Here is a 21691-nt window from a genome sequence, read left to right as displayed (position 1 = left end):
TCCTCACCGGGCCCGGCCGGACGGCCGACGTCAGCGACCGAGGGGGAGGTCAAGTGACACACCCGCCGAACGCGTCCGCCGCCTCGGCGGCGCGGGGCACGGCGACGGCGCTCGCGCGCCCGGGCACCGTGCCCGCGCAGCCGTCGCCCGCGCCCGCCGCCGGCCCGCCCGCGGGACGCGGCGCCTGGGCCGTGGGACGGGAGAGGCTGCGGGAGGCCGCGACCACCGAGCCCGGCCGTCTCCAGATCCTCGGGGCCGTACTGGCGCTGCTCGTCGTCGCGTTCGGGGCCGTCACCGCCCTGGAGGTCACCGGCCGTGCCTCCGCAGCCGACGACGTCGTCAGCCGCAGCCAGCCCCTGAGCGCCGACGCCGCCGCCATCTACCGCTCGCTGGCCGACGCCGACACCACCGCCGCCAGCGGCTTCCTGGCGGGCACCCTGGAGCCCGCGGAGTCCCGCGCGCGCTACACCCGGGACATCACCACCGCCTCCCGGCTCCTGGTCAAGGCCGCGGCGAACACGGACGGTTCGTCCGAGTCGGCCCGCGAGATCGCCACCCTCAACGAACAGCTCCCGCGCTACACGGGCCTGATCGAGCGCGCCCGCGCCGCCAACCGGCAGGGCCTTCCGCTCGGCGGCGCCTATCTGCGGTACGCCAACCAGCAGATGTCCAGCGCGCTGCTGCCGGCCGCCGAGCGGCTGTACGCGGCGGAGACCGAGCGGCTCCACCGGGACGACGACTCCGCCCGTGCCTGGCCGTTCCTGTCGCTCGCGCTCGGACTGCTCGCCCTCGGCGTCCTCGTCTGGGCCCAACGCCGCAACTACGCCCGGACCAACCGGGTCTTCAACCACGGGCTGCTCGCCGCCACCGCCGCCACCGTGGTCGTCCTGCTCTGGCTCCTCGCCGCGCACACCGTGACGCGGGCCGAGCTGAACAGCGCGCGGGCGCACGGGCAGGAGTCCCTCCAGGTCCTCAACACGGCCCGGATCAGCTCGCTCACCGCCCGCGCCAACGAGAACCTGACCCTGGTCGCCCGGGGCGCCGTCCTCACCGAGGACGGCAAGAACGACAAGTACGAGGCGGACTACACGGCGAGCATGAGCGCCCTGACGACGGCGCTCGCCACGGCGCGCGAGCTCGCCGACGACGACGCCGGGCGCGGCCCGGTCGAGGACTCCGCCGAGGGCGCGGCCGAGTGGCGGGAGCGCCACAAGGACGCCCGCGCCAAGGACGAGGCCGGCGACTACGAGGGCGCCCTCAGCCGGGTCGTGGGGGCCGGGGAGTCGACGGGCCGGTCCTTCGACGAGGTCGACGCGGCCCTGGAGCGGGCCCTCGCGCACGAGCAGACCGAGTTCACCCGCTCCGCCGGGGACGCCAGGGACGCGCTGACCGCGCTGCCGCTGGGCGCCGCGGCCCTCGGGATCCTGGGTGCGGCCGGCGCCGTGCTCGGCATCAACCGCAGACTGTCGGAGTACCGGTGAGAGGGGGCGGGATGCCGAACGGCACTGACCCGCTGGTGCGGCGGACGGCGAAGCGGCTGCGGGGCTGGGGCGGGGTGGCCGCCATGGCCGTGGCCTGCGGGCTCACCGCCTCGCTCACCCTGCTGCCCCTCGTGCAGGACGGCGGCGGCGCGGCGGCCGCGCCCCGGACGGCCGGCCCCGGCGTGGGCACCGGCGTCCAGGTCAAGGCCGACACCTGCGAGCACCCCGAGGCCTCCCTCACGCCCTCCTCGGCGGACGGCCCGTCGATCCGGGCGGTCAAGGACCGCGGGAAGCTGATCGTCGGCGTCGACCAGTCCAGCTACCGCTGGGGCTACCGGAACCCGGAGAAGGGCGTCCTGGAGGGCTTCGACATCGACCTGGCCCGGGCCATCGCCAAGGACATCCTCGGCGACCCGGAGGCGATCATCTTCCGGACGATACCGACCAACCAGCGGATCGCCGCCCTGAACAGCGGCAAGGTCGACCTCGTCGTGCGCACCATGACGATCAACTGCAAGCGGATCGAGCAGGTCGCCTTCTCCACCGCCTACTTCCAGGCCGGACAGCAGGTCCTGGCGCCCAAGCTCGACAAGAGCATCACCGGCTACGACTCCTCGCTGCGCGGCAAGCGGATCTGCACCGCCGAGGGCTCCACGGCCTACGACGCGCTGGAGGAGAAGTCCTTCGGCGCCGTCTTCAAGGACGAGGCCGACGGCACCAAGGACGACAAGGACCTGCTCACCGTCCCCAACCAGCTGGACTGCCTGGCCCGGCTCCAGATGGGCGAGGTCGACGCCGTCGTCACCGACAACGCCCTCGCGGCCGGCCAGGCCGCGCAGGACCCGGCGGTCGAGCTCAAGGGCCGGCCGTTCACCGAGGAGTACTACGGCGTGGCGGCCAAGCTGGGCAACGACGACCTGGTGCGGCGGGTCAACCAGGTCCTGGTGGGCTACCGGCAGGGCCCCTGGCAGAAGGCGTACAAGGACTGGCTGGCGAAGGACCTGCCGGGGATAGCGGGGCCGCCCGCCCCGCTCTACAAGTAGCCCGGTACGCGCCCCGAAGGAGTAACCCTGTACACGAAGCGGAAGAGGTGACCGATGGGCGTCACGGGACCCCCCGGGCCGGTGATGGACCGGGACGAGGTGGACCGTGCGCTGGCGCGGCTCGGCGCCGAGCACAAGGCGGTCGAGGACTCGCTCCTCGCGCTCCAGGACCACGCGGGCCGCAGGCTGCTCGAAGGGGCCGAGCTGACCGGCACGACCCGGGACCGGTGGGCGGCCGCCGAGCGGACCATCACCCTGCTCTGGACCTGCTTCGACGTCTACACCGGCGCCCTGCGGGAAGCCCGTGAGCTGCGCGCGCGGCGCCGCTGGCCCGGCCGGGAGGAGCTCGTGGAGCTGACCGACCGACTGCGCGGCGACACCGTGCTCGTCCCGGGCGGGGCAGCCGAGGGCGCCCTGCTCACCGAGCGGTTCAGCCTGGAGGGGCTGGTCCGGCGGATGAACGAGCTGTACGCCTCCTCGCTCGACCTGGTCGTCACCGCCGACGCCGTCTGGTCGGCGCTGCCCGCCCGGATAGACCTGCTCGCCGCCGAGCTGGGCCGGACGCGTTCGCTGGCGCACTCGGTCGGCGTGCGGCCCGGGGAGCACCCGGCGGGGGACGAGCTGGAGGCGATCACGGCCGAGCTGACCGCGCTGCGCTCCCAGGTGGTGACCGACCCGCTGGCCTTCTGGCGCCCGGCGGCGGGGAGTTCGGCGCCCGGCGGGGGCCGTCCCGACACCGAGCGGTACGACCGGGCCGCCCTGGCCCTGGAGGAGATCCGGCGCGAGATCGAGGCCGTCCTCGCGGTCCGGCAGGACTCCGAGGACCGGCTGCTGCGGCTGCGGGACGTGCTCTCGCGGGCGGACCGGACGCTCGCCGAGGCGCGGTCGGCGCGCGGCGAGGTCCTCGCGAAGATCGCCGCCTCCGAGGTGCCGGCCGTCAGCGGCCCGCCGATCGTGCTGCAGGAGCGGCTCGCGGCCGCCGCCGAGTACCGCAGGCACGCCCAGTGGCACCGGCTCTCCCCGCTCCTGGAGTCCCTGGAGCGCGAGGCGGAGGACGAACTGCTCCGGGCCCGTGAGTCGTTGACCGCCGTCACCGCGCCGCTGGCGGTCCGGGCCGAGCTGCGCGGCCGGCTCGACGCGTACAAGGCGAAGGTGGCGCGGCTCGGCGCGGCGGAGGACCCGCTGCTCGTCGAGCGGTACGACGCGGCGCGCCGGATGCTGTGGAGCGCGCCCTGCGATCTGCGGGTCGCGGAACAGGCCGTACTGCGCTATCAGCAGGCGGCGGCGGACGTCCTGTCCGGCCCGAGAGACGCGGGAGGACGGCAGTGGTGAGCGGGGAGACGGGTGTGGGGAGCTGTCAGCGTCCTTCGTGCGAGGGTTCGTACGAGGACATGGGAGGCGGCGAGCTGTACTGCGACACGTGCGGGCTCGCCCCGGTGGTCGCGCCCGGAGGCCTGATCGGGTCGACGCCGACCGGGATGGCCGTGCCCGGCAGGGGGACGAGCGGTGTCGGGGGGCCGGACTCCAGCTCCTCGCGAAGCAGTTCGCGCGCCTCCTCGCGTGCCTCGTCCCGCTCCTCGACCTCCCGCCGTTCGGTCTCCGGCCGGCTCTCGCGCTCGCTCTCCGGGGCCTCGGGCGCCACCACGGGCCGCTCGGTGTCGGTGCGCAGCTCGGGCTCGTCGACCGGGCAGTCCGCCCGGAACCGGCTGGGCGCGGGTCTGGTGACGATCCCCGAGGTGCCGCGCCCCGACCCGCGGGCCGCGGTGATGGAGAACGCCGAGGTTCCCGAGCGGAAGCGTTTCTGCTCCCGCTCGGACTGCGGGGCCCCGGTGGGCCGCTCGCGGGGTGACCGGCCGGGCCGCACGGAGGGGTTCTGCACCAAGTGCGGACACCCGTACTCCTTCGTGCCGAAGCTGCGCGCCGGAGACATCGTCCACGGCCAGTACGAGGTCGCGGGCTGCCTCGCGCACGGCGGGCTCGGCTGGATCTACCTCGCCGTCGACCGGGCCGTCTCCGACCGGTGGGTGGTCCTCAAGGGCCTGCTCGACACCGGCGACCAGGACGCCATGGCCGCGGCGATCTCCGAGCGCCGCTTCCTCGCCGAGATCGAGCACTCCAACATCGTCCGCATCTACAACTTCGTCGAGCACCTCGACCAGCGCACCGGCTCCCTGGACGGCTACATCGTCATGGAGTACGTCGGCGGCAAGTCGCTCAAGGAGATCGCCAACGACCGGCGCACCCCCGACGGCCGGCGCGATCCGCTGCCGGTGGAGCAGGCCTGCGCGTACGGCATCGAGGCCCTGGAGGCGCTCGGGCACCTGCACAGCAGGAACCTGCTGTACTGCGACTTCAAGGTCGACAACGCCATCCAGTCCGAGGACCAGCTGAAGCTCATCGACATGGGCGCGGTCCGGCGGATGGACGACGACGAGTCCGCGATCTACGGCACGGTCGGCTACCAGGCACCGGAGGTCGCCGAGGTCGGCCCGTCGGTGGCGAGCGACCTGTACACGGTGGCGCGCACGCTCGCCGTGATGACCTTCGACTTCCAGGGCTACACGAACGTCTTCGTGGACTCGCTGCCCGACCCCGAGCACATCGAGGTCTTCCGGACGTACGAGTCGTACTACCGCTTCCTGGTCCGCGCCACCGACCCGGACCCGGCCCGCAGGTTCGCCTCCGCGCAGGAGATGGCGGAGCAGCTGACGGGCGTGCTGCGCGAGGTGGTGGCGCTCCAGTCGGGACGGCCGCGGCCGGCGCTCTCGACGCTGTTCGGCACGGAGGTGCGGGTCACGGACACCGCGCTGTTCGCCGAACTGACGGAGGACGTGTCGCTGCTCGGCGCCCGCCGGGGCCGCAGGCGGCCCGCCGCCGCGGGCGGGCTGCCGCCCGGTTCGGTACCGGGCCAGGCGCCGCCCGCCGGGGCGACCGCGCTCCCCGGCCCCGGGCTCGGCGGGCTGCTCGCGCCGCTCGACGCGTCCGCCACCGCGCTCGCGCTGCCCGTGCCGCGCGTCGACACGGGCGACCCCAACGCCGGATTCCTCGCCGGGCTCGCGGCCGCCGCGCCGGGCGAGCTCCTCGGGGCGCTCCAGGGCGCGCCCGCGCCCTCCGCCGAACTGCGGCTGCGCACCCTGCGGGCCCAGCTGGAGCTGGGCGACCTGCCCTCCGCCGCGCGGACCCTCGCCGGTCTGGAGGAGAGGGACCCGGACGACTGGCGGGTCGTCTGGTACCGGGGCGTCGCGTCCCTGGTGACCGGCGACCACGAGCACGCGGCGCTGGCCTTCGACGCCGTGTACGACGCCTTCCCCGGCGAACCGGCCCCGAAGCTGGCCCTGGGGATCTGCGCCGAGGTCCTCGGCCAGCTGGACAACGCCGCCGAGTACTACCGCCTGGTGTGGGCCACCGACCCGAGCTTCGTCAGCGCGGCCTTCGGGCTCGCCCGGGTGCGGCTCGCGGCGGGCGACCGCACCGGGGCCGTCGAGGCCCTGGAATCCGTACCGGAGGCGTCGATCCACTACACGGCGGCGCGGGTCGCCGCCGTGCGGGCGCGGCTGCGGCGGCGCCCGGCGCACGAGCCGCTCGGCGCCGATCTGACGGCGGCCGCGGCGCAGGTCTCCGCGCTCCAGGGCTTCGGTCTGGACGCGGTGCGCCGGGAGCGTCTGTCGACGGAGGTCCTCGGGACGGCCCTCGACTGGGTACTCTCCGGGAGTCCCGGTGCGGCACCGGGCGGCGGCGCGCTGCTGCTCGGAAGTGAACTGGACGAGCGCGGACTGCGCTTCGGCCTCGAACGCTCGTACCGGGTGCTGGCCCGGCTCGCCCAGCGGGGCGAGGAGAGGATCGAACTGGTGGAGCGGGCCAACCGCTTCCGCCCCCGGACGTGGGTGTGAGGATGTCCCAGAAGCCCAAGCCGTCGCACGGACTCGCCGCCTGCCCGGGCTGCGCGGAGCCGCTGGAGTCGGGTGACCGGTACTGCGGGGCGTGCGGCTACGACCTGTCGGCCGTGCCGGCCGCCGAGGCCGGTGCCGACCGCCCGACCGTGGCGATCGGCACCCCCGTGGCCTGGCCGCCCGCCCCGCCGCGCGACCCCGGTTCGCTCTCGACGGCGACCCAGCACCCGGGTGACCTCCCGGGCACCGACTCGGGCGGCCGCGACCTGCCGACGATGGAGGTCCGCACGGACGGCCCGGCGCCGGCGGAGAGCGGAGCGCCCGGCGGGACTCCCGCGCCCGGATCCCCCGCGCCCGGATCTCCCACGCCTGAAGGGGACTTCGAGCTGGCCGCGCCCGACCCCCGTGCCGCCGTGCGGGCGGATCCGGCCCCGGCCGCCGCCCCGGCCCCTGCCGCTCCGGCCCCCGCCCCGGCCCCCGCTCCCGCCGCCGCGCTGTGTGTGGCCTGCCGGGCCGGGCGGGTGGACACCGACGGGTACTGCGAGAACTGCGGGCACGCCCAGCCGCGCGAGCGCGACCACATGGAGCGGGAGCTCACCGGCGTCGCCGCCGTCAGCGACCGCGGACTGCGCCACCACCGCAACGAGGACGCCTTCGCCGTCTCGTCGACGACCCTGCCCGACGGCTCCCCCGCCACCCTCGCGATCGTCTGCGACGGCGTCTCCTCGGCGACCCGCCCCGACGAGGCCTCCGCCGCCGCCGCGGAGGCGGCCGGCGCCTCGCTGCTCGCCGCGCTCCCCCGGGGCACGCACCCGCAGCAGGCGATGCACGAGGCGATCGTGGCCGCCGCCGAGGCCGTCAACTCCCTCGCGGAGGAGCCCGGTCAGGACGGCGCGGAGCACGACCCGCACCGCCACCGCAACGCCCCGGCCTGCACGATCGTCGGCTCCGTCGTCGCCGCCGGCCTGCTCGTCGTGGGCTGGGTCGGCGACAGTCGCGCCTACTGGGTGCCGGACGACCGCAGCACCCCGCCCGCCCGGCTCACCGAGGACGACTCGTGGGCCGCGCAGATGGTCGCGGCGGGCCTGATGAACGAGGCCGAGGCGTACGCGGACGAGCGCGCCCACGCCATCACCGGCTGGCTCGGCGCCGACTCGTACGAACTGGACCCGCACACGGCCGCGTTCAAGCCGGACCGTTCCGGCGTGGTCGTGGTCTGCACGGACGGCCTGTGGAACTACGCGGAGGGCGCCGAGGACATGGCCCGGGTCGTCCCCGCCGACGCCGCGGACCGCCCCCTGCACAGCGCCCAGGTCCTCGTCGGCCACGCCCTGGACGGCGGGGGCCACGACAACATCACGGTCGCGCTCGTCCCGTTCACCGTCGCACCGCAAGGGGCAGGATCCGCCTGAGAGCGGTCGCCGATCCCCGTCCCTTTCACCGTTGTTGCACGAGGAGCCGAAAACAGATGGCGAACTTCTCCAAGCCGACCGCGCCCCGGTTCTCGGTGGACGTCTACCAGAACGAGTTCCTGCCGGAGGGCGGCCGGGACGTCAGCGCGATCGTCACGGTCACCTCGACCGGAGGCGGCACGAGCGGCGGCCACGCGGGCCACGCGGGCGCGGCCGGAGTCGTGATCATGGTCGACTGCTCCGGCTCGATGGACTACCCCGCCACCAAGATGCGCGGCGCGCGGGAGGCGACCGCCGCCGCCGTCGACACCCTGCGCGACGGCACCCACTTCGCGCTCGTCGCCGGGACGCACGTGGCGAAGGAGGTCTACCCGGGGAACGGCGGCCTCGCCGTCGCCGACGCCCGGACCCGCGCCGAGGCCAAGGAGGCGCTGCGCCGGCTCTCCGCGGGCGGCGGCACGGCGATCGGCACCTGGCTGCGCCTCGCGGACCGGCTGCTCTCCTCCGCCGAGCTCACCATCCGGCACGGCATCCTGCTCACCGACGGCCGCAACGAGCACGAGTCGCCGGAGGAGCTGCGGGCCGCGCTCGACGCCTGCGCGGGCCGGTTCACCTGTGACGCCCGCGGCGTCGGCACGGACTGGGAGGTCAAGGAGGTCACCGGGATCGCCTCGGCGCTCCTCGGCACCGCCGACATCGTCGCCGACCCTGCCGGGCTCGCCGCCGACTTCACGGCGATGATGGAGCACGCGATGGGCAAGGGCGTCGCGGACGTCGCCCTTCGCCTGTGGACCCCGGTCGGGGTCGAGATCCTGTTCGTGAAGCAGGTGGCGCCGGCGGTCGAGGACCTCACCGGGCGGCGCACCGAGGCCGGGCCGCGTGCCGGGGACTACCCGACGGGCTCGTGGGGCGACGAGTCCCGCGACTACCACGTGAGCGTGCGGGTGCCGCAGGCGGCGGTCGGCCAGGAGATGCTCGCCGCCCGCGTCTCCCTGATCGCCCCGGACCCGGCGGGCGGCGATCCGCGCCCGCTGTCTCAAGGACTGGTACGGGCGGTGTGGACGGACGACCTCGCGATGTCGACGTCGATCAACCCGCAGGTCGCGCACTACACGGGCCAGGCGGAGCTGGCGGACGTCATCCAGCAGGGTCTCGATGCCCGCAAATCGGGCGATCGCGACGGCGCGACGGCCAAACTGGGCCGTGCCGTGCAGCTCGCGGCGGCCTCCGGCAACGCGGATACGGCGAAACTGCTTTCGAAGGTGGTCGACGTCGTCGACGCGGCGACCGGTACTGTGCGTTTGAAGGCGAAGGTCGCGGAAGCGGACGAGATGACACTCGAGACCCGCTCCACCAAGACCGTTCGCGTCAAGAGGTAGCCCGGCCACCGGGCCGGACGACGAGAGGGGGAAGCACCGACATGCCGACCTGCCCGAACGGACACCAGTCGGTCTCCGACGACTGGTGCGAGGTCTGCGGCCATCGCATGGCCGGGGCGGGTGCGCCGACGGGTGCCGTACCGCCGCCTCCCCCGCCGCCGCCCCCCGCGTACGGATACCCCGGCCCGGGCGGCCCGGGCCAGCCCCCGATGGGCCCGCCGCCCGGCGGCCCGGGCGGTCCCGGTGCTCCTCAGGGTGCTCCGGGCGGCTTCGGCCCCGGTGCTCCCGGTGCCCCCGCGGCCCCCGGCGGCTTCGGCCCCGGTGGCGACCCGAACGCGACGGCCCAGGCGGAGCTGTGCCCGCAGTGCCGCACGCCGCGCGAGCACATGGCGCCGTTCTGCGAGGAGTGCCGCTGGAACTTCCTCACGAACACGGCGACCTCGTACACGCCGCTGGCCCCGCACAACGTCCCGCCGCAGCAGCCCGGGCCTCCGCCCGGACTGAACCTGCCGCCGGGCTTCCAGTCCCCGCCGCCCGCGCCGCCGCAGCAGCAGCCCCCGCAGCAGCCGGACCCGTTCGGCTACCAGGGCTCGCGGCCCTCGCAGGTGAACCGCCCGGCCGAGCCGCTGGGCGCCGAGCCCACGCACCACCAGGCCCCGCCGCAGCGCCCGCAGGCGCAGCAGCCGCCGGCGCCGCCCGCGTACCTCCAGGCCCCGGCCCAGGCTCCGGCCCCGCCCGCGCCGTCGCAGCCGCGCGCGGACGACGACTGGGTCCTGTCGCCGCCGTCGCAGCACCAGGCGCCGCCGGCGCCGCCGGCCCCGCCGCAGCACCAGGCCCCGCAGGGACCGCCGCACCAGGGACCGCCGCCGCCTCAGCAGCACCAGGTCCCGCAGCCCCCGCCGCATCACGGACCTCCCCCGCACCAGGGGCCCCCGCCGCACCAGGGACCTCCGCAGCACCAGGGGCAGCAGCCTCCTCAGCAGTTCCAGCCGCCGAGGCAGCAGCAGCCCCTGACCTGGAGCGCGGTCATCGGTCCCGACCGCGAGTACTTCATGGCGATGATGCAGCGCAGCGGCCCGGAGGCCACCGGCCTGAACCTGCCCGCGTACTCGCCGGACAAGCACCTGCCGCTCCAGGGCAACCAGGTCTCCATCGGCCGCCGCCGGCACTCCACCGGCGAGTCCCCCGACATCGACCTGTCGGTGCCGCCGGAGGACCCGGGCGTCTCGCACCAGCACGCCGTGCTGGTGCAGCAGCCGGACGGCTCGTGGGCGGTGGTGGACCAGAACTCCACCAACGGCACCACGGTCAACGGCGGCGAGGAGCCGATCCAGCCCTACGTCCCCGTCCAGCTCCAGGACGGCGACCGGGTGCACGTCGGCGCCTGGACCACGATCACGATCCGGCTCGGCTGACCGTCAGGCGGTCCCCGGCAGGGGCCAGGCGTAGGGCCCTGCGGGGTCGTCCAGCCAGGCCCACTGCCGGTCGCCGCTGACCGTCACCCCGAAGCGCTCCCGCTCCGGCCGCCGCTCGCGCAGCCAGAGCGAGAGCGCTTCGCGTCGGTCGAGGGCCCCTCCGACGAGTCCCCACAGGAAGAGGAAGCGCTCGTCCCCGGCGGGGCCGTACCCCGGATTCCCCTGCTCGGGGGGCTGGGCGGCGGCACCCCGGAGCGCCACGAAGTACGCGGAGGTCGCGAGGAACCGGCCCTCCGCGTGCGCGGCGTCGCGCACCCTCAGCAGGATCAGCCCGGTGGAGAGCGGGGCGAGGATCAGGGCTCCGGGCCGGCACTGGGCGAGCCAGGCGTACGGGACGGAGGGCATGGCGCAGGTCGCCACGATCCGGTCGTACGGCGCGCGCCGCGGGCAGCCGCGGGCGCCGTCGGCGGCGAGCACCGCGGGCCGGTACCCGCAGGCCGCGAGGTGGGTGCGGGCGGACTCGGCGATCTCCTCGTCCAGGTCGACGGTGGTGACGTGCTCCTCGCCGAGACGGTGGCAGAGCAGGGCCGCGTGGTAACCGCTCCCGGCGCCGATCTCCAGGACGTCGTCCCCGTCGCGTACCTCCAGGGCGTCGAGCATCAGCGCCATCAGGGAGGGCTGGCTGGCGGAGGAGACCAGGTCCCCGTCCCGTACCCGGGTGGCGATCGCCGTGTCCTCGTACGCCCCGCGCAGCCAGCGGTCCCGGCGCCCCGGCTCGGGGTCGCCGGACCAGAGCCGCTCGTAGCCGCCGGGCGCCGAGACGTAGTAGTACGGGACGAAGAGGTGGCGCGGCACCTCGGCGAAGGCCGCCCGCCAGGCGGGATCGGTCAGCACGCCGTCCGCCTCGACCTCCCGCACCAGCGCACGCCGCTCCCGCGCGCCGGCCTCGGCGAACTCGTCCCGCAGCGCACCCATGCCTCCACTCTCCCGCCCTCCGGGGCCGCGGGCGAGCGCCCGTCCGAGCGGTCCTAGGCCTCCGGTCCTCCGCCGGGCATCTGAGACGATGGAACGGTGAACGAGATTCCCGGGGAAACAGCGCAGGAGCAGACCTTCTACGAGCAGGTCGGCGGCGAGGACACGTTCCGCCGCCTGGTCCACCGCTTCTACGAGGGCGTCGCGGCGGACCCGCTGCTGCGCCCGATGTACCCCGAGGAGGACCTCGGCCCGGCCGAGGAGCGCCTCGCCCTCTTCCTGATGCAGTACTGGGGCGGCCCCCGCACCTACAGCGACCACCGCGGCCACCCCCGCCTCCGCATGCGCCACGCCCCGTTCACCGTGGACCAGGCCGCCCACGACGCCTGGCTCCGCCATATGCGCGACGCCCTCGACTCGCTCGGTCTCGCCCCGGAGCACGAGGCCGAGCTGTGGCGCTACCTGACCTACGCGGCGGCGTCGATGGTGAACACCGCCGGCTAGCGATCCCTCGACCGGTCGCACGGACTGAAACGTTCCGGACACGGAACGCCGAATAACGGTCACGATCCCATCAAGGTCCGTATGGAAGCGGTTTCCAGCGGCGCGTGCCCCTGAAAGCATCCGAGGAAACTTCAGCGGGTCCAGGGGGATGGGTGACGGGGTTCGTATTTCTGCGCGTCAGGGCACACCGGCTGCTGCTCGCCGCGGCACTGCTGGCCGTGCTCCTGACGACCTCGGTGCTCGCGACCCTCGCCGCCTTCTCCGGCGCGATCGGGGACGCGGCGCTCCAGGCCGGACTGCGCGGCCGGTCCGCGGCCGCCGCCTCGCTCCTCGTGAGCGGCCAGGTGCCGGCCGAGAAGCGGGCCAGTGCCGACGCCGCCGTCGAGGACGGGACGCGGAAGACCTTCGAGGGGCTTCCGGTGACCGTACGACGGCTGGAGCGCTCGGGACCGTACGCCCTGCCCCGCGCCCTCCAGCCGCCCGCCGCCCGCAAGGGCGACCCCGACCTGACACAGTTCGCCGCGCTCGACCGCTCGCGGCTGTCGCTCGTCAAGGGCTCCTGGCCCTCCCCCGCCAGGGTCGGCGGCGTGGTCGAGACGGCCCTGCCCGAGGAGGCCGCCCGGCGGCTCAAGGTCGGCCCCGGCACCGTGCTCGACCTCACCGACCGGCTGGAGAACCGGAAGGTGAAGGCCCGGATCACCGGCGTCTACCGGCCCGTCGACACCGCCGACCTGTACTGGCAGCTGGACCCGGCGGGCGGCCGCGGCGTCCGGACCGTCGCCTTCACGACGTACGGCCCGCTGCACGTCGACCCGGCCGTCCTCGCCTCCGGCGCACTCAGCTCCGGCGACACCACCTGGCTCGGCTCCGCCGACTTCACCGGTTTCACCACGGACCGGATGGACGCCCTGCGCGCCACCGCCACCGAGGGCCCGAAGAAGCTGGCCGAATCCACGAGGGCCTTCGGCACGACGATCTCCGCGTCGACCGCGCTCCCGACCGTCCTGGAGCAGACCCAGCGCTCCCTGCTCGTCTCCCGCTCCACCCTCCTGATCGTCGCTGTGCAGCTGGTGCTGCTCGCCGCGTACGCGCTGCTGCTCGTCGCCCGCCTGCTCAGCACCGAGCGCTCCGGCGAGACGGCCCTGCTGCGGGCCCGCGGCGGTTCCCGGCGCCGGATCACCGGACTCGCCGCCGTCGAGGCCCTGCTGCTCGCGCTGCCCGCCGCGCTCGCCGCCCCGCTCCTGTCCGGCCCGCTGACCCGGCTCTTCGCCGAGCGGTCCGCGCTCTCCGAGCTCGGCGTGCACCTCGACACCTCGCCCTCGCCCCAGGTGTGGCTGGTCGCCGCCGTCGTCGCGCTGTGCTGCGCGGCGGCCGTCGTGGCCCCCGCGCTCGCCGCCGGCGACGGCTCCGTCGTCTCGCTGCGCAAGGCCCGCTCGGCGGCGCTGCCCGCTCCGGTACGGGCCGGGGCCGACCTCGGCCTCCTCGCCATCGCGGCCGTCGCGTACTGGCAGCTCCAGCGCCCCTCCACCGCGGGCGGCACCCTCGGCACGGACGAGGCCGGCGGGGGCTCCATCGACCCGGTCCTCGTCGCCGCGCCCGCCCTCGCCCTGCTCGCCGGCACCGTCCTGACGCTCCGTCTGCTGCCGCCCGCCGCCAAGCTGGCCGAACGGCGCGCGGCCCGCGGGCGCGGGCTCTCCGCCGCCCTCGCCGGCTGGCAGTTCAGCCGCCGGCCGCTGCGCGGCGCGGGCCCCGTCCTCCTCCTCGTCCTCGCCGTGGCGATGGGCATGCTGGCCATCGGGCAGAGCGGCTCCTGGGAGCGCTCGCAGCGCGACCAGGCCGACTTCCGCGTCGGCACGGACATCCGCGTCCTCGGCGCGGGCCCCGGCGAGCCGACCCAGACCGAGCGGCTGGCCGCCGTGCCGGGCGTCAAGGCGGTCGCCCCCGTGCACCGCACCTCCCTGGACGTGTCCGGGAAGAACGCCACCGTCCTGGCGGTGGACACCCGCAACGCCGGCGGACTGCTGATCCGCCCCGACCTCTCCGGCGTCCCGGCCCCGGACCTGCTCGCCCCGCTGACCCCCGAGGCCGTCTCCCGCCCCGGCCTCCCGCTGCCCGCCGGCACCCGCACCCTCGCCGTCGACCTGCGGACCTCCTCGCCCGAAGCGACACCCGAGACCCGGGCCACGGCCGTCCTGGAGGACCCGAGCGGCATCCCGTACCGGCAGGCCCTGGGCCCGCTGCCCTCGGACGGCCGCACGCACCGGCTCAGCCTCGACCTCGGCGAACTCACCGCCCTGCCCGGCAGCGACCCCTCCCGCGGCTCCAGCGGCCTGCTCACCCTCACCGGCCTGGAGCTCACCGGCCCGATCTACGCCGGCGCGGACCACACGCAGGTCCTCCACATCGAGCGTCTCGCCACCGCCGGAGCCGACGGCACCACGCGGACGCACTCCCCCGCGCAGCTCCTCAGCCCCTGGGCCTCCGTCTTCGAGCAGAGCGACGACGGCGTCGCCTCGGGCGGCGGCTCCGCCCTCGGCCGCGCCGGCACCGCCGGACCCGGCGGCAGCCCCGCCCCGTACTCCGTCTCGTACCCCCTCACCGGCCCGGACACCGTGCACTACCTGGGGCCCGACGAGTTCACCCTGCTCATGAGCGCCCCCGCCCCGAAGGCCCCCGAGCGGCTGTCGGCCGTGGCCACCGAGACCTTCATGACGGCGACCGGCGCCAAGCCCGGCGACCTGATCGAGGTCGGCATCGGCGGCCGGCAGATCGACGTCACCGTCGCCCGGGTGGTCGCGGACCTGCCGACCACCGGACCCGGCGCCCAGGTCGCCTCCCTCTCCGGCTCCGCCGCCACACCCGAGGACGGCGGTGCGCTCCTCCTCGACCTGGTCTCCGTCAACCAGTTCCTGACGGCCGACTCCGGCGGGACCGCGACCGCGGCGCCCACCGAGTGGTGGCTGACCACCGCCCCCGGCCACGCGGACGAGGTCGCCGCGGCCCTGCGCGCCCGCCCCAACACCGACCCGGCGCAGATCCTCGTACGGGACGAGGTCGCCGCCGAACTCCTCGGCGACCCGCTCGGCGCGGGCCCCAACGCCGCCCTGATGGCGGTCGCGGCGGCCGCCGCCGCGCTCGCCGCCGTCGGCTTCGCGGTCGGCTCGGCCGGCGCGATGCGGGAACGCGCCGCCGAGTTCGGCGTCCTGCGGGCGCTCGGCGCACCGCGCCGCAAGCTCGCCCGGCTGGTCGCCGCCGAACAGGGGCTGCTCATCGGCATCGGCCTGCTCGTCGGCATCGGGCTCGGCACCGCCCTGGCCCGGGCCGTCGTCCCGCTCGTGGTCCTCACCGGCCAGGCCGCCCGGCCCGTCCCGCCGGTCCTCGTCGAACTGCCCCTCGGCCAGGTGGCCCTGCTGCTCGCCGGCGTCGCCGCCCTGCCGCTCGCCATCGTCGCCGGGATCGCCCTGCGCCGCGCCGACCCGGCCGTGACCCTGCGCCACCAGGGGGACAACTGATGGCGCCGACCGCCCCGCACAGCGACCCCGACGACGGCACCGCCCCGCACGCCGTACGCAGGAAGGCCCCCGACATGCCCCGGTCCGACAAGCCCGCCCGCGCGGTGGCGCCCTGGGTGCGGACCCGGCTGCGGACCGCGCCCTGGGCCGCCGCCGCCCTCGCCCTGCTGGTCCTGGTCACCGCGTACCTCGCGGCCGCGCTGCCCCGTGCCGTCGACCGGTACGAGACCGAGGGCCTGCGGCACGACATCCGGAACGCCGCGCCGCGCAACACCGTCCTCGAACTGACCGCCCAGCCGCCCCCGGCGAGTCTCGCCCTCGCCGAACGGCAGGCACAGCTGACCCCCGGCGTCCTCCAGGGACAGCACGACGAGGTGCGCGGCCTGTTCCCCGAGCCGATCCGGACCGACCCCCGGCAGACCGTCCACGGCGTCCGCACGGTCAAGCGCGTCGAGGGGCTCGACCGCTGGCTGCCCCGCCCCGACGGGGTCTCGCCCGAGTTCGTGCTCTCCGCCCCGTCCGGTCTCCCCGAGCACGCCACCCTCCGCGCGGGCCGGGCCGCCGCGGGCACCGCCACCGCCCCGGAGGCCGTGGTCACCGCGAAGACCGCCGAGTCCCTGCACCTGAGGCCCGGCTCCGTCGTGCACGTGCCGGGCGGGTCCACCCCCGAGCCGGTCGCCGTGAAGATCACCGGGATCGTGGAGCCGCGCGGCCCGGAGACCGCGTACTGGGCCGTGGAGCCGCTGCTGCGCACCCCCGCGCTCGCCGCGGCGGTCAGCGACTTCGAGGTGAAGTACTACTGGCAGGGGGCACTGCTCCTCTCCCCCGCCTCGGGACCCGCCGTCCTCTCCACCACCGGTGAGCCGGAGGTCTTCTTCCGGTTCATGCCGACGGCCGACCACCTCACCGGCCGGGACACCGACCGGCTCGCCGCCGCGCTGGACTCCGCGACCGGCGGCCCCGACCTGGTCACGCTGCGCAAGGCCGTGGGGCCGAACAGCTCCGTCACCACCGAACTCGACGCGATCGTCGACTCGTACCGCTCGATGCGCGAGGCGATCGACCCGGTCGTGGCCGTCGCCGTCTTCGGCATCGGCGCCGTCGCGGCCGTCGTCCTCGCGATGACCGGCGGCCTCTTCGTCGCCCGCCGCGACAGCGAACTCGCGCTGATCCGCTCCCGGGGCGCCTCGCTCACCGGCATCGGCCTGCGGCTGCTCGGCGAGACCTCGGCCGTCGCCGTACCGGCCGCCGCGCTCGCCCTCGTCCTCGCCCTGGTGACCGTCCGGCCGCCCGACGGCGGCTCCGGCGGGATCCCCCTCGGCCCCTCCGTCCTCGCCGCCGCGGCCGTCGCGCTGATCGCGACGCTCGTCCTGCCCGTGCGGGCGATCGTCGTGCACCGGCGCCCCCGCCTGCACGGAGGGCGCGACGACCTGCTCACCGCGCGCCCCTCCCGGCGCCGCACGGTCGTCGAACTCACCCTGCTCGTCCTCGCCGTGGGCGCGGTCGCCTCGCTGCGGCTGCGCGGCACCGGCGACTCCGGGGACCACCTGGTGAGCGCCGCGCCCGTGCTCGTCGGCCTGATCGCCGCCTCCGTCCTCGTACGGATCTACCCGCTGCCGCTGCGGTGGCTGGCCCGCCCGGCCCGCCGGCTGCGCGGGGCCGTCGGACCGCTGGCCCTGGCCCGCGCCGGACGCGCCTCGTCGTCGGGCACCCTCCCGCTGCTCGCCCTCGTGCTCGCGCTGACCACGGCGGCCTTCGGCGGCTCCGTCCTCGCCGGTGTCGCCGACGCCCGCGACCGGGCGGCGCTCCTGGCGACCGGCGCGGACGCCCGGATCGGCGGCGAGGTCGCCTGGACCCCGCTGCCCGCCGGGCTCACCGAGTCCGTGCGCGGGGTGCCGGGCGTACGGGACGTGGCCCCGGTGCAGATCGAGTACGGGGTCGACCTGCCGTCCGTCCAGGGGTCCGCCGCCCAGCCGATGAGCGCGCCGATCGTGGGGGTCGAGCCCACCTCGTACACCCGGCTCGCGAACCGGACCGGCTTCGGCCCCTTCCCCGCCGGCCTGCTCGCCTCGACGGGGCGGGGCGGCGAGGACGCCGTGGCGGACACCGAGCGGGTGCTGCCGGCGATCGCCTCGCCGGCGATCGCCGAACGGCTCGGCCGCGGCCCGCAGGAGATCGTCTCGGCGGCCGGTGTCTTCCGGGTGAAGGTGGTCGCGGTCCGGTCGGCCACCCCGGCCCTGGACGACGCCGACTTCCTCCTCGTCAACGGCGCCGACCTCACCCACCGGGCGGACACCTCGCTGCTCGTCACGGGGCCGGTGGAAGGGGCCGCGCTGCGCGCCGCCGTGACGGCGAAGTCGGACTCCCACACGGTGAAACTGCGGAGCGAGGAGCGGGCCACCTACGTGGACTCGCCGCTCCAGTCCGGTGCCGAGCGGATCTACCTGGGCGCGATCGGCGCGGGCGCCGCCTTCGCCGTGGTGGCCGTGCTGCTCTCGCTCCTGCAGAGCGCGCCGGAACGGACCGTGTTCCTCGCGCGGCTGCGGACGATGGGGCTCACCCGGAGGCAGTCGCGGCGGCTGCTGAGCCTGGAGGCGCTGCCGCAGGCGGTCCTCGCGGCGCTCGGCGGCATGCTGGTCGGCTGGGCGACGGTGCCGCTGCTCGCCCCGGGCGTCGACCTGTTCCGGCTGGCGCTCGCGACGGCGCCGGGGTTCGCCCCGCTGGACAGCGCCCCGCTGCGGGCGGACCCGTGGTCGCTGGTGCTGCCCGCGCTCGCGGTCGTCGTCCTGACGGCGTTCGCGGCGGTCGGACAGGCGTGGTGGGCGGGGCGCAGGGGCTCGATCAAGGAACTCAGGGCAGGAGACGCACGATGACGAAGACCGGGACCACGCTTCCCACGGCCGCTTCGGACACCACCCTGGAGGAGCTGGAGCGGCGGGCCACGGCGCGGCGCGACCGGCCGTCGTACGGCCACGACGCGCTCATCGCCTGCGACCGGCTCGTCCGCATCTTCACCACGGACGGCGTGGAGGTGCAGGCGCTCCAGGGGCTCGATCTCCTGGTGAAGGAGGGCGAGTTGATGGCCCTGGTCGGCGCCTCGGGCTCCGGCAAGTCGACGCTCATGAACATCCTGGCGGGCCTGGACGTGCCGACGGCCGGCGCGGCCCGGGTCGCCGGCTGCGACCTGCTCGGCATGGACGGCAAGGCTCGGCTGCGCTACCGCCGCGAGGTCGTCGGCTTCGTCTGGCAGCAGACCGCCCGGAACCTCCTGCCGTATCTGACGGCCGCCCAGAACGTGGCGCTGCCGATGCAGTTGCGGGGACGCTCGAAGCAGAAGGCGCAGCGGGCGGAGGAGCTGCTCGCCATGCTGGGCATCTCGGAGATCCGGGACCGGCGGCCGCACCAGCTCTCCGGCGGGCAGCAGCAGCGCGTGGCCATCGCGGTCGCGCTGGCCAACAACCCGGCGGTGCTCCTCGCCGACGAGCCGACGGGCGAGCTGGACTCGGCCACCGGCGAGCAGGTCTTCGCGGCCTTCCGCCGCGCCAACGAGGAACTGGGCACGACGATCGTGATCGTCACCCACGACCAGGCGGTCGCCTCCGAGGTCCGCCGCACGGTCGCCATCCGCGACGGCCGGACCTCCTCGGAGGTGCTGCGCCGCACGGAGGTCGACGAGCAGGGCCAGGAGTCGCTGGTGGCGCGGGAGTACGCGATGCTCGACCGCGCGGGCCGGCTGCAGCTCCCGGCGGAGTACACCCAGGCCCTCGGCATGGAGCACCGGGTGGCCCTGGAGCTGGAGCAGGACCACATCGGGGTCTGGCCCGACGACGCGGAGGGCTGAGGAAACCGTCCCCGGGGGCCGGGCGTCCCTCCTCCGGGGGTGATGTCCATGCCATCGAGGAAGGCACGACGGGCGCGGGTGGCCGTGTTCCTGCCGGCGGCCTGCGCGCTCGCGCTGGCCGGGTGGTCCGCCTGGTGCTTCGGGGGCGCGTCCGCGCCGTCCACGACGGTCGCGGTCTCGGTGGGCGGGGCGGCCGTCCTGGCCGCGGGAGTCGCGTACTTCCTGCTGGTCTCCGGGAACCTGGGCTTCTTCGGCGCGCTCGCGCTGGTCGGCGGGCTGCTGCTGACGGTGGCCGCCACGGACCAGGCGGCCGCGCGCGGGGAGGTCGCCGAGTGCGTCGTCGTGAAGGTCGTCGCGGAGCACCACGAGTCGGTCGTCGACGGCGGCCTCGACACGACGCTCCACCACCACACCCTGCGCTGCCCGGGCGGCTATCCGGTGTCGCTGGCGGAGGACCGCAGGCTCGCCCCGGACGGCGGGACGCTGCGGGTGGCCTACGATCCGCGGCGGCGGGTGGACCCGGCGGTGGAGGGGTCCGCCTCTCCGTGGCTCCCGGCCTTCCTCGCCGTGCTCACGCTGTCCGCCGCCACGGCGGGGGCGCGGCGCGTCAGCCGTCTCGAGAGCCGTCCGGATCGCCCATCACCGGGCGGTCCTGCATCGGGTCGTCCTTCGCCGGGTCGGCCTTCGCCAGGTCGCCGAGCGCCATGAGCCCGGCCGCCGTGGGGCGGAAACCGCACCGCTCGTGGAAGGCGGTGAGGTGCGGCTCGTAGTCCACGTGCAGCCAGTCCGCGCCGCGCTCGCGGGCGGCCTCGGCGGCGGCCCGTACGAGGGTGACGCCGAGGCCCCGGCGGCGCTCCTCGGGGTGGACGGTGGTGTCGAGGAGGAAGGCGTGGACGCCGCCGTCCCCGACGACGTTCACGTATCCGACGAGCCGTCCGGTCCGGCGGGCGGTGACCCGCAGCAGGCTCCGGGCGAGGACCGGCCCGAAGTCGGTGTCCCGGTGCCCGGGCCAGGCGGCGTGGAAGAGGGTGTTGAGCTCGTCCCCGGTGAGGCCCCCGTCGACCTCGACGTCGAGGTCGAGGTCGAGGTCGAGGTCGGTGCCGACGTCGACGCCGGTGTCGACCTCGGACGTCGGGCTCGGGGCGGGCTCGGCTCCGGTCATCGGGGAGCGACGCCCAGCGCGATCGGTACGGTGCGCAGCGCGATCGAGCCGTACGGGGTACGCAGCCGCAGCCACGGCCCGGAGGCGAACAGCGCCACCGGCGCCTCCCCCGGCGGCAGGAAGCCCAGCGACTGGGCGGCGTGCACGGCGCGCAGCGGCAGCCCGGTGGTGCCCAGGGTCCGGGACCAGATCTCGCGGCCGATGGCGTCGCGCTCGGTACGGGTGCGCCGCTCCTCCGGCAGCTCCTCGTCCCGTGCGCGGAACTCGCCGACGGCGGCGGCGACGGCGCCCCGCATCCCGGCGACGTCGGGGAGGCCGGGGACCGGCTGCCAGCCGCCGCGCGGCGGGAGCACACCGGCCCACGGCGGGCCGGTCACGGAGTCCGGGACGACCGCCTTGCCCGCCGACTCCTCGATGCCGTCGAGGAGTTCACCGGCGGAGACGGTGACGTCGAGGTCCACGGCGTCGACGAGGCGGGCCGTGCGGATCGCGAGCACCTCGAACGACGGCGGCCGGCCGAAGACGGCCAGCGCCCCGCCGCCCGCCTGGAGGCGGACGGCGGCGGCCCGGTCGTAGTGGACGAGCCGGGTGAGGAAGGCGGCGAGGGCCGCCGCCTCCCTGGCGTCGGCGAAGTGCAGCGGAGCGAGCACGGTCATGCGGCCGACGACATCCCGTCGTCGACGTACTCCTGGAGGAACTCGCGCTCCTCGGCGGTGATCCGCCGCGGGCGCTGCGCCTCCAGGTCGAAGGGCACGACGACCGTGGACGCCCGGACGTACACGACGTCGGCGTCCTTGACCTCGTACGCGATCGTCAGCGACGCCGCGCCTATCTTCGTGACCCACGACTCGATGGTCACCGGCTCGTGCCGGTGGACCAGCGGTCGCTTGTAGTCGATCTCGTGCCGGGCCACGACGGACCCGCCCGAGAACGAGGGGGAACCGTCCCCCGGCGCCAGCCGGAACATGAAGTCGATCCGCGCCTCTTCCAGGTACCGCAGGAAGACGACGTTGTTGACGTGCCCGAAGGCGTCCATGTCCGACCAGCGAAGGGGACAGCTGTAGATGTGCCTGGTCACTG

16 protein-coding genes are annotated in these 21691 nt (G+C 75.6%); 12 read left to right on the top strand and 4 right to left on the bottom strand.

Annotated elements, in window-relative coordinates; translation table 11 throughout:
- Positions 1–53: 53 nt before the first annotated feature.
- From IE237_RS11300 to IE237_RS11270, 7 genes are read left to right on the top strand one after another with little or no spacing between them, the layout of a single operon-like run.
- Entirely contained in the window at positions 54–1481 is a 1428-nt protein-coding gene (locus IE237_RS11300; RefSeq protein WP_189801777.1) for a GlnX family signal transduction membrane protein, read from the top strand.
- Positions 1482–1492: 11 nt separating this feature from the next.
- Positions 1493–2524, top strand: a complete 1032-nt coding sequence (locus tag IE237_RS11295; RefSeq protein ID WP_189801776.1) for a glutamate ABC transporter substrate-binding protein — start codon at positions 1493–1495, stop codon at positions 2522–2524.
- 54 nt (positions 2525–2578) lie between these two features.
- Positions 2579–3856 carry a coiled-coil domain-containing protein gene (locus IE237_RS11290; RefSeq protein WP_189801775.1) on the top strand — a complete coding sequence of 426 codons (1278 nt, stop codon included), beginning with the start codon at positions 2579–2581 and terminating at the stop codon, positions 3854–3856.
- Positions 3857–3915: 59 nt separating this feature from the next.
- The gene (locus IE237_RS11285) at positions 3916–6414 is read left to right on the top strand and encodes a serine/threonine-protein kinase (RefSeq protein WP_189801774.1); all 2499 of its coding nucleotides are present in this window, start codon (positions 3916–3918) and stop codon (positions 6412–6414) included.
- 2 nt (positions 6415–6416) lie between these two features.
- Positions 6417–7826, top strand: a complete 1410-nt coding sequence (locus IE237_RS11280; protein ID WP_189801773.1) for a PP2C family protein-serine/threonine phosphatase — start codon at positions 6417–6419, stop codon at positions 7824–7826.
- Positions 7827–7882: 56 nt separating this feature from the next.
- Complete coding sequence (locus tag IE237_RS11275; RefSeq protein WP_189801772.1) at positions 7883–9205, top strand: vWA domain-containing protein; 1323 nt, start codon at positions 7883–7885, stop codon at positions 9203–9205.
- 41 nt (positions 9206–9246) lie between these two features.
- Positions 9247–10620 (top strand): FHA domain-containing protein, encoded by a 1374-nt coding sequence (locus tag IE237_RS11270; protein ID WP_189801771.1) that lies wholly within the window; start codon positions 9247–9249, stop codon positions 10618–10620.
- Between the two features lie 3 nt (positions 10621–10623).
- Here IE237_RS11270 and IE237_RS11265 read toward each other — a convergent pair whose 3' ends face one another.
- A complete protein-coding gene (locus tag IE237_RS11265; RefSeq protein WP_189801770.1) occupies positions 10624–11595 on the bottom strand; it encodes a methyltransferase domain-containing protein in 972 nt (323 codons plus the stop codon).
- A 96-nt stretch (positions 11596–11691) separates the two neighbouring features.
- On the opposite strand from IE237_RS11265, the gene IE237_RS11260 reads away from it, so the two are divergent.
- The 5 genes from IE237_RS11260 (at position 11692) to IE237_RS11240 (ending at position 20157) form a co-directional block, all read left to right on the top strand.
- Positions 11692–12096 carry a globin gene (locus tag IE237_RS11260; RefSeq protein ID WP_189801769.1) on the top strand — a complete coding sequence of 135 codons (405 nt, stop codon included), beginning with the start codon at positions 11692–11694 and terminating at the stop codon, positions 12094–12096.
- Positions 12097–12248: 152 nt separating this feature from the next.
- A complete protein-coding gene (locus tag IE237_RS11255) occupies positions 12249–15608 on the top strand; it encodes an FtsX-like permease family protein (protein WP_189801768.1) in 3360 nt (1119 codons plus the stop codon).
- A complete protein-coding gene (locus IE237_RS11250) occupies positions 15608–18481 on the top strand; it encodes an FtsX-like permease family protein (protein WP_440862284.1) in 2874 nt (957 codons plus the stop codon). The genes IE237_RS11255 and IE237_RS11250 overlap by 1 nt, the downstream gene beginning before the upstream one ends.
- Positions 18478–19449 carry an ABC transporter ATP-binding protein gene (locus IE237_RS11245; protein ID WP_189801767.1) on the top strand — a complete coding sequence of 324 codons (972 nt, stop codon included), beginning with the start codon at positions 18478–18480 and terminating at the stop codon, positions 19447–19449. The genes IE237_RS11250 and IE237_RS11245 overlap by 4 nt, the downstream gene beginning before the upstream one ends.
- A gap of 48 nt (positions 19450–19497) precedes the next feature.
- Entirely contained in the window at positions 19498–20157 is a 660-nt protein-coding gene (locus IE237_RS11240) for a hypothetical protein (RefSeq protein ID WP_189801766.1), read from the top strand.
- Here IE237_RS11240 and IE237_RS41495 read toward each other — a convergent pair.
- From IE237_RS41495 to IE237_RS11225, 3 genes are read right to left on the bottom strand one after another with little or no spacing between them, the layout of a single operon-like run.
- On the bottom strand, positions 20057–20611 hold the full coding sequence (locus tag IE237_RS41495; protein WP_189801765.1) for a GNAT family N-acetyltransferase: 555 nt from the start codon (positions 20609–20611) through the stop codon (positions 20057–20059). The genes IE237_RS11240 and IE237_RS41495 overlap by 101 nt on opposite strands.
- On the bottom strand, positions 20608–21267 hold the full coding sequence (locus tag IE237_RS11230; protein ID WP_189801764.1) for a DUF8010 domain-containing protein: 660 nt from the start codon (positions 21265–21267) through the stop codon (positions 20608–20610). Before IE237_RS11230 ends, IE237_RS41495 begins: the two co-directional genes overlap by 4 nt.
- A complete protein-coding gene (locus IE237_RS11225; RefSeq protein ID WP_189801763.1) occupies positions 21264–21689 on the bottom strand; it encodes an acyl-CoA thioesterase in 426 nt (141 codons plus the stop codon). The genes IE237_RS11230 and IE237_RS11225 overlap by 4 nt, the downstream gene beginning before the upstream one ends.
- Positions 21690–21691 lie beyond the last annotated feature (2 nt).

It is taken from the genome of Streptomyces tanashiensis (assembly GCF_014648895.1).
GTDB classification, from domain to species: Bacteria; Actinomycetota; Actinomycetes; order Streptomycetales; family Streptomycetaceae; genus Streptomyces; species Streptomyces tanashiensis.
Note: the sequence above shows the minus strand (reverse complement) of the source record. Positions and strands in the feature narration are given on the sequence as shown.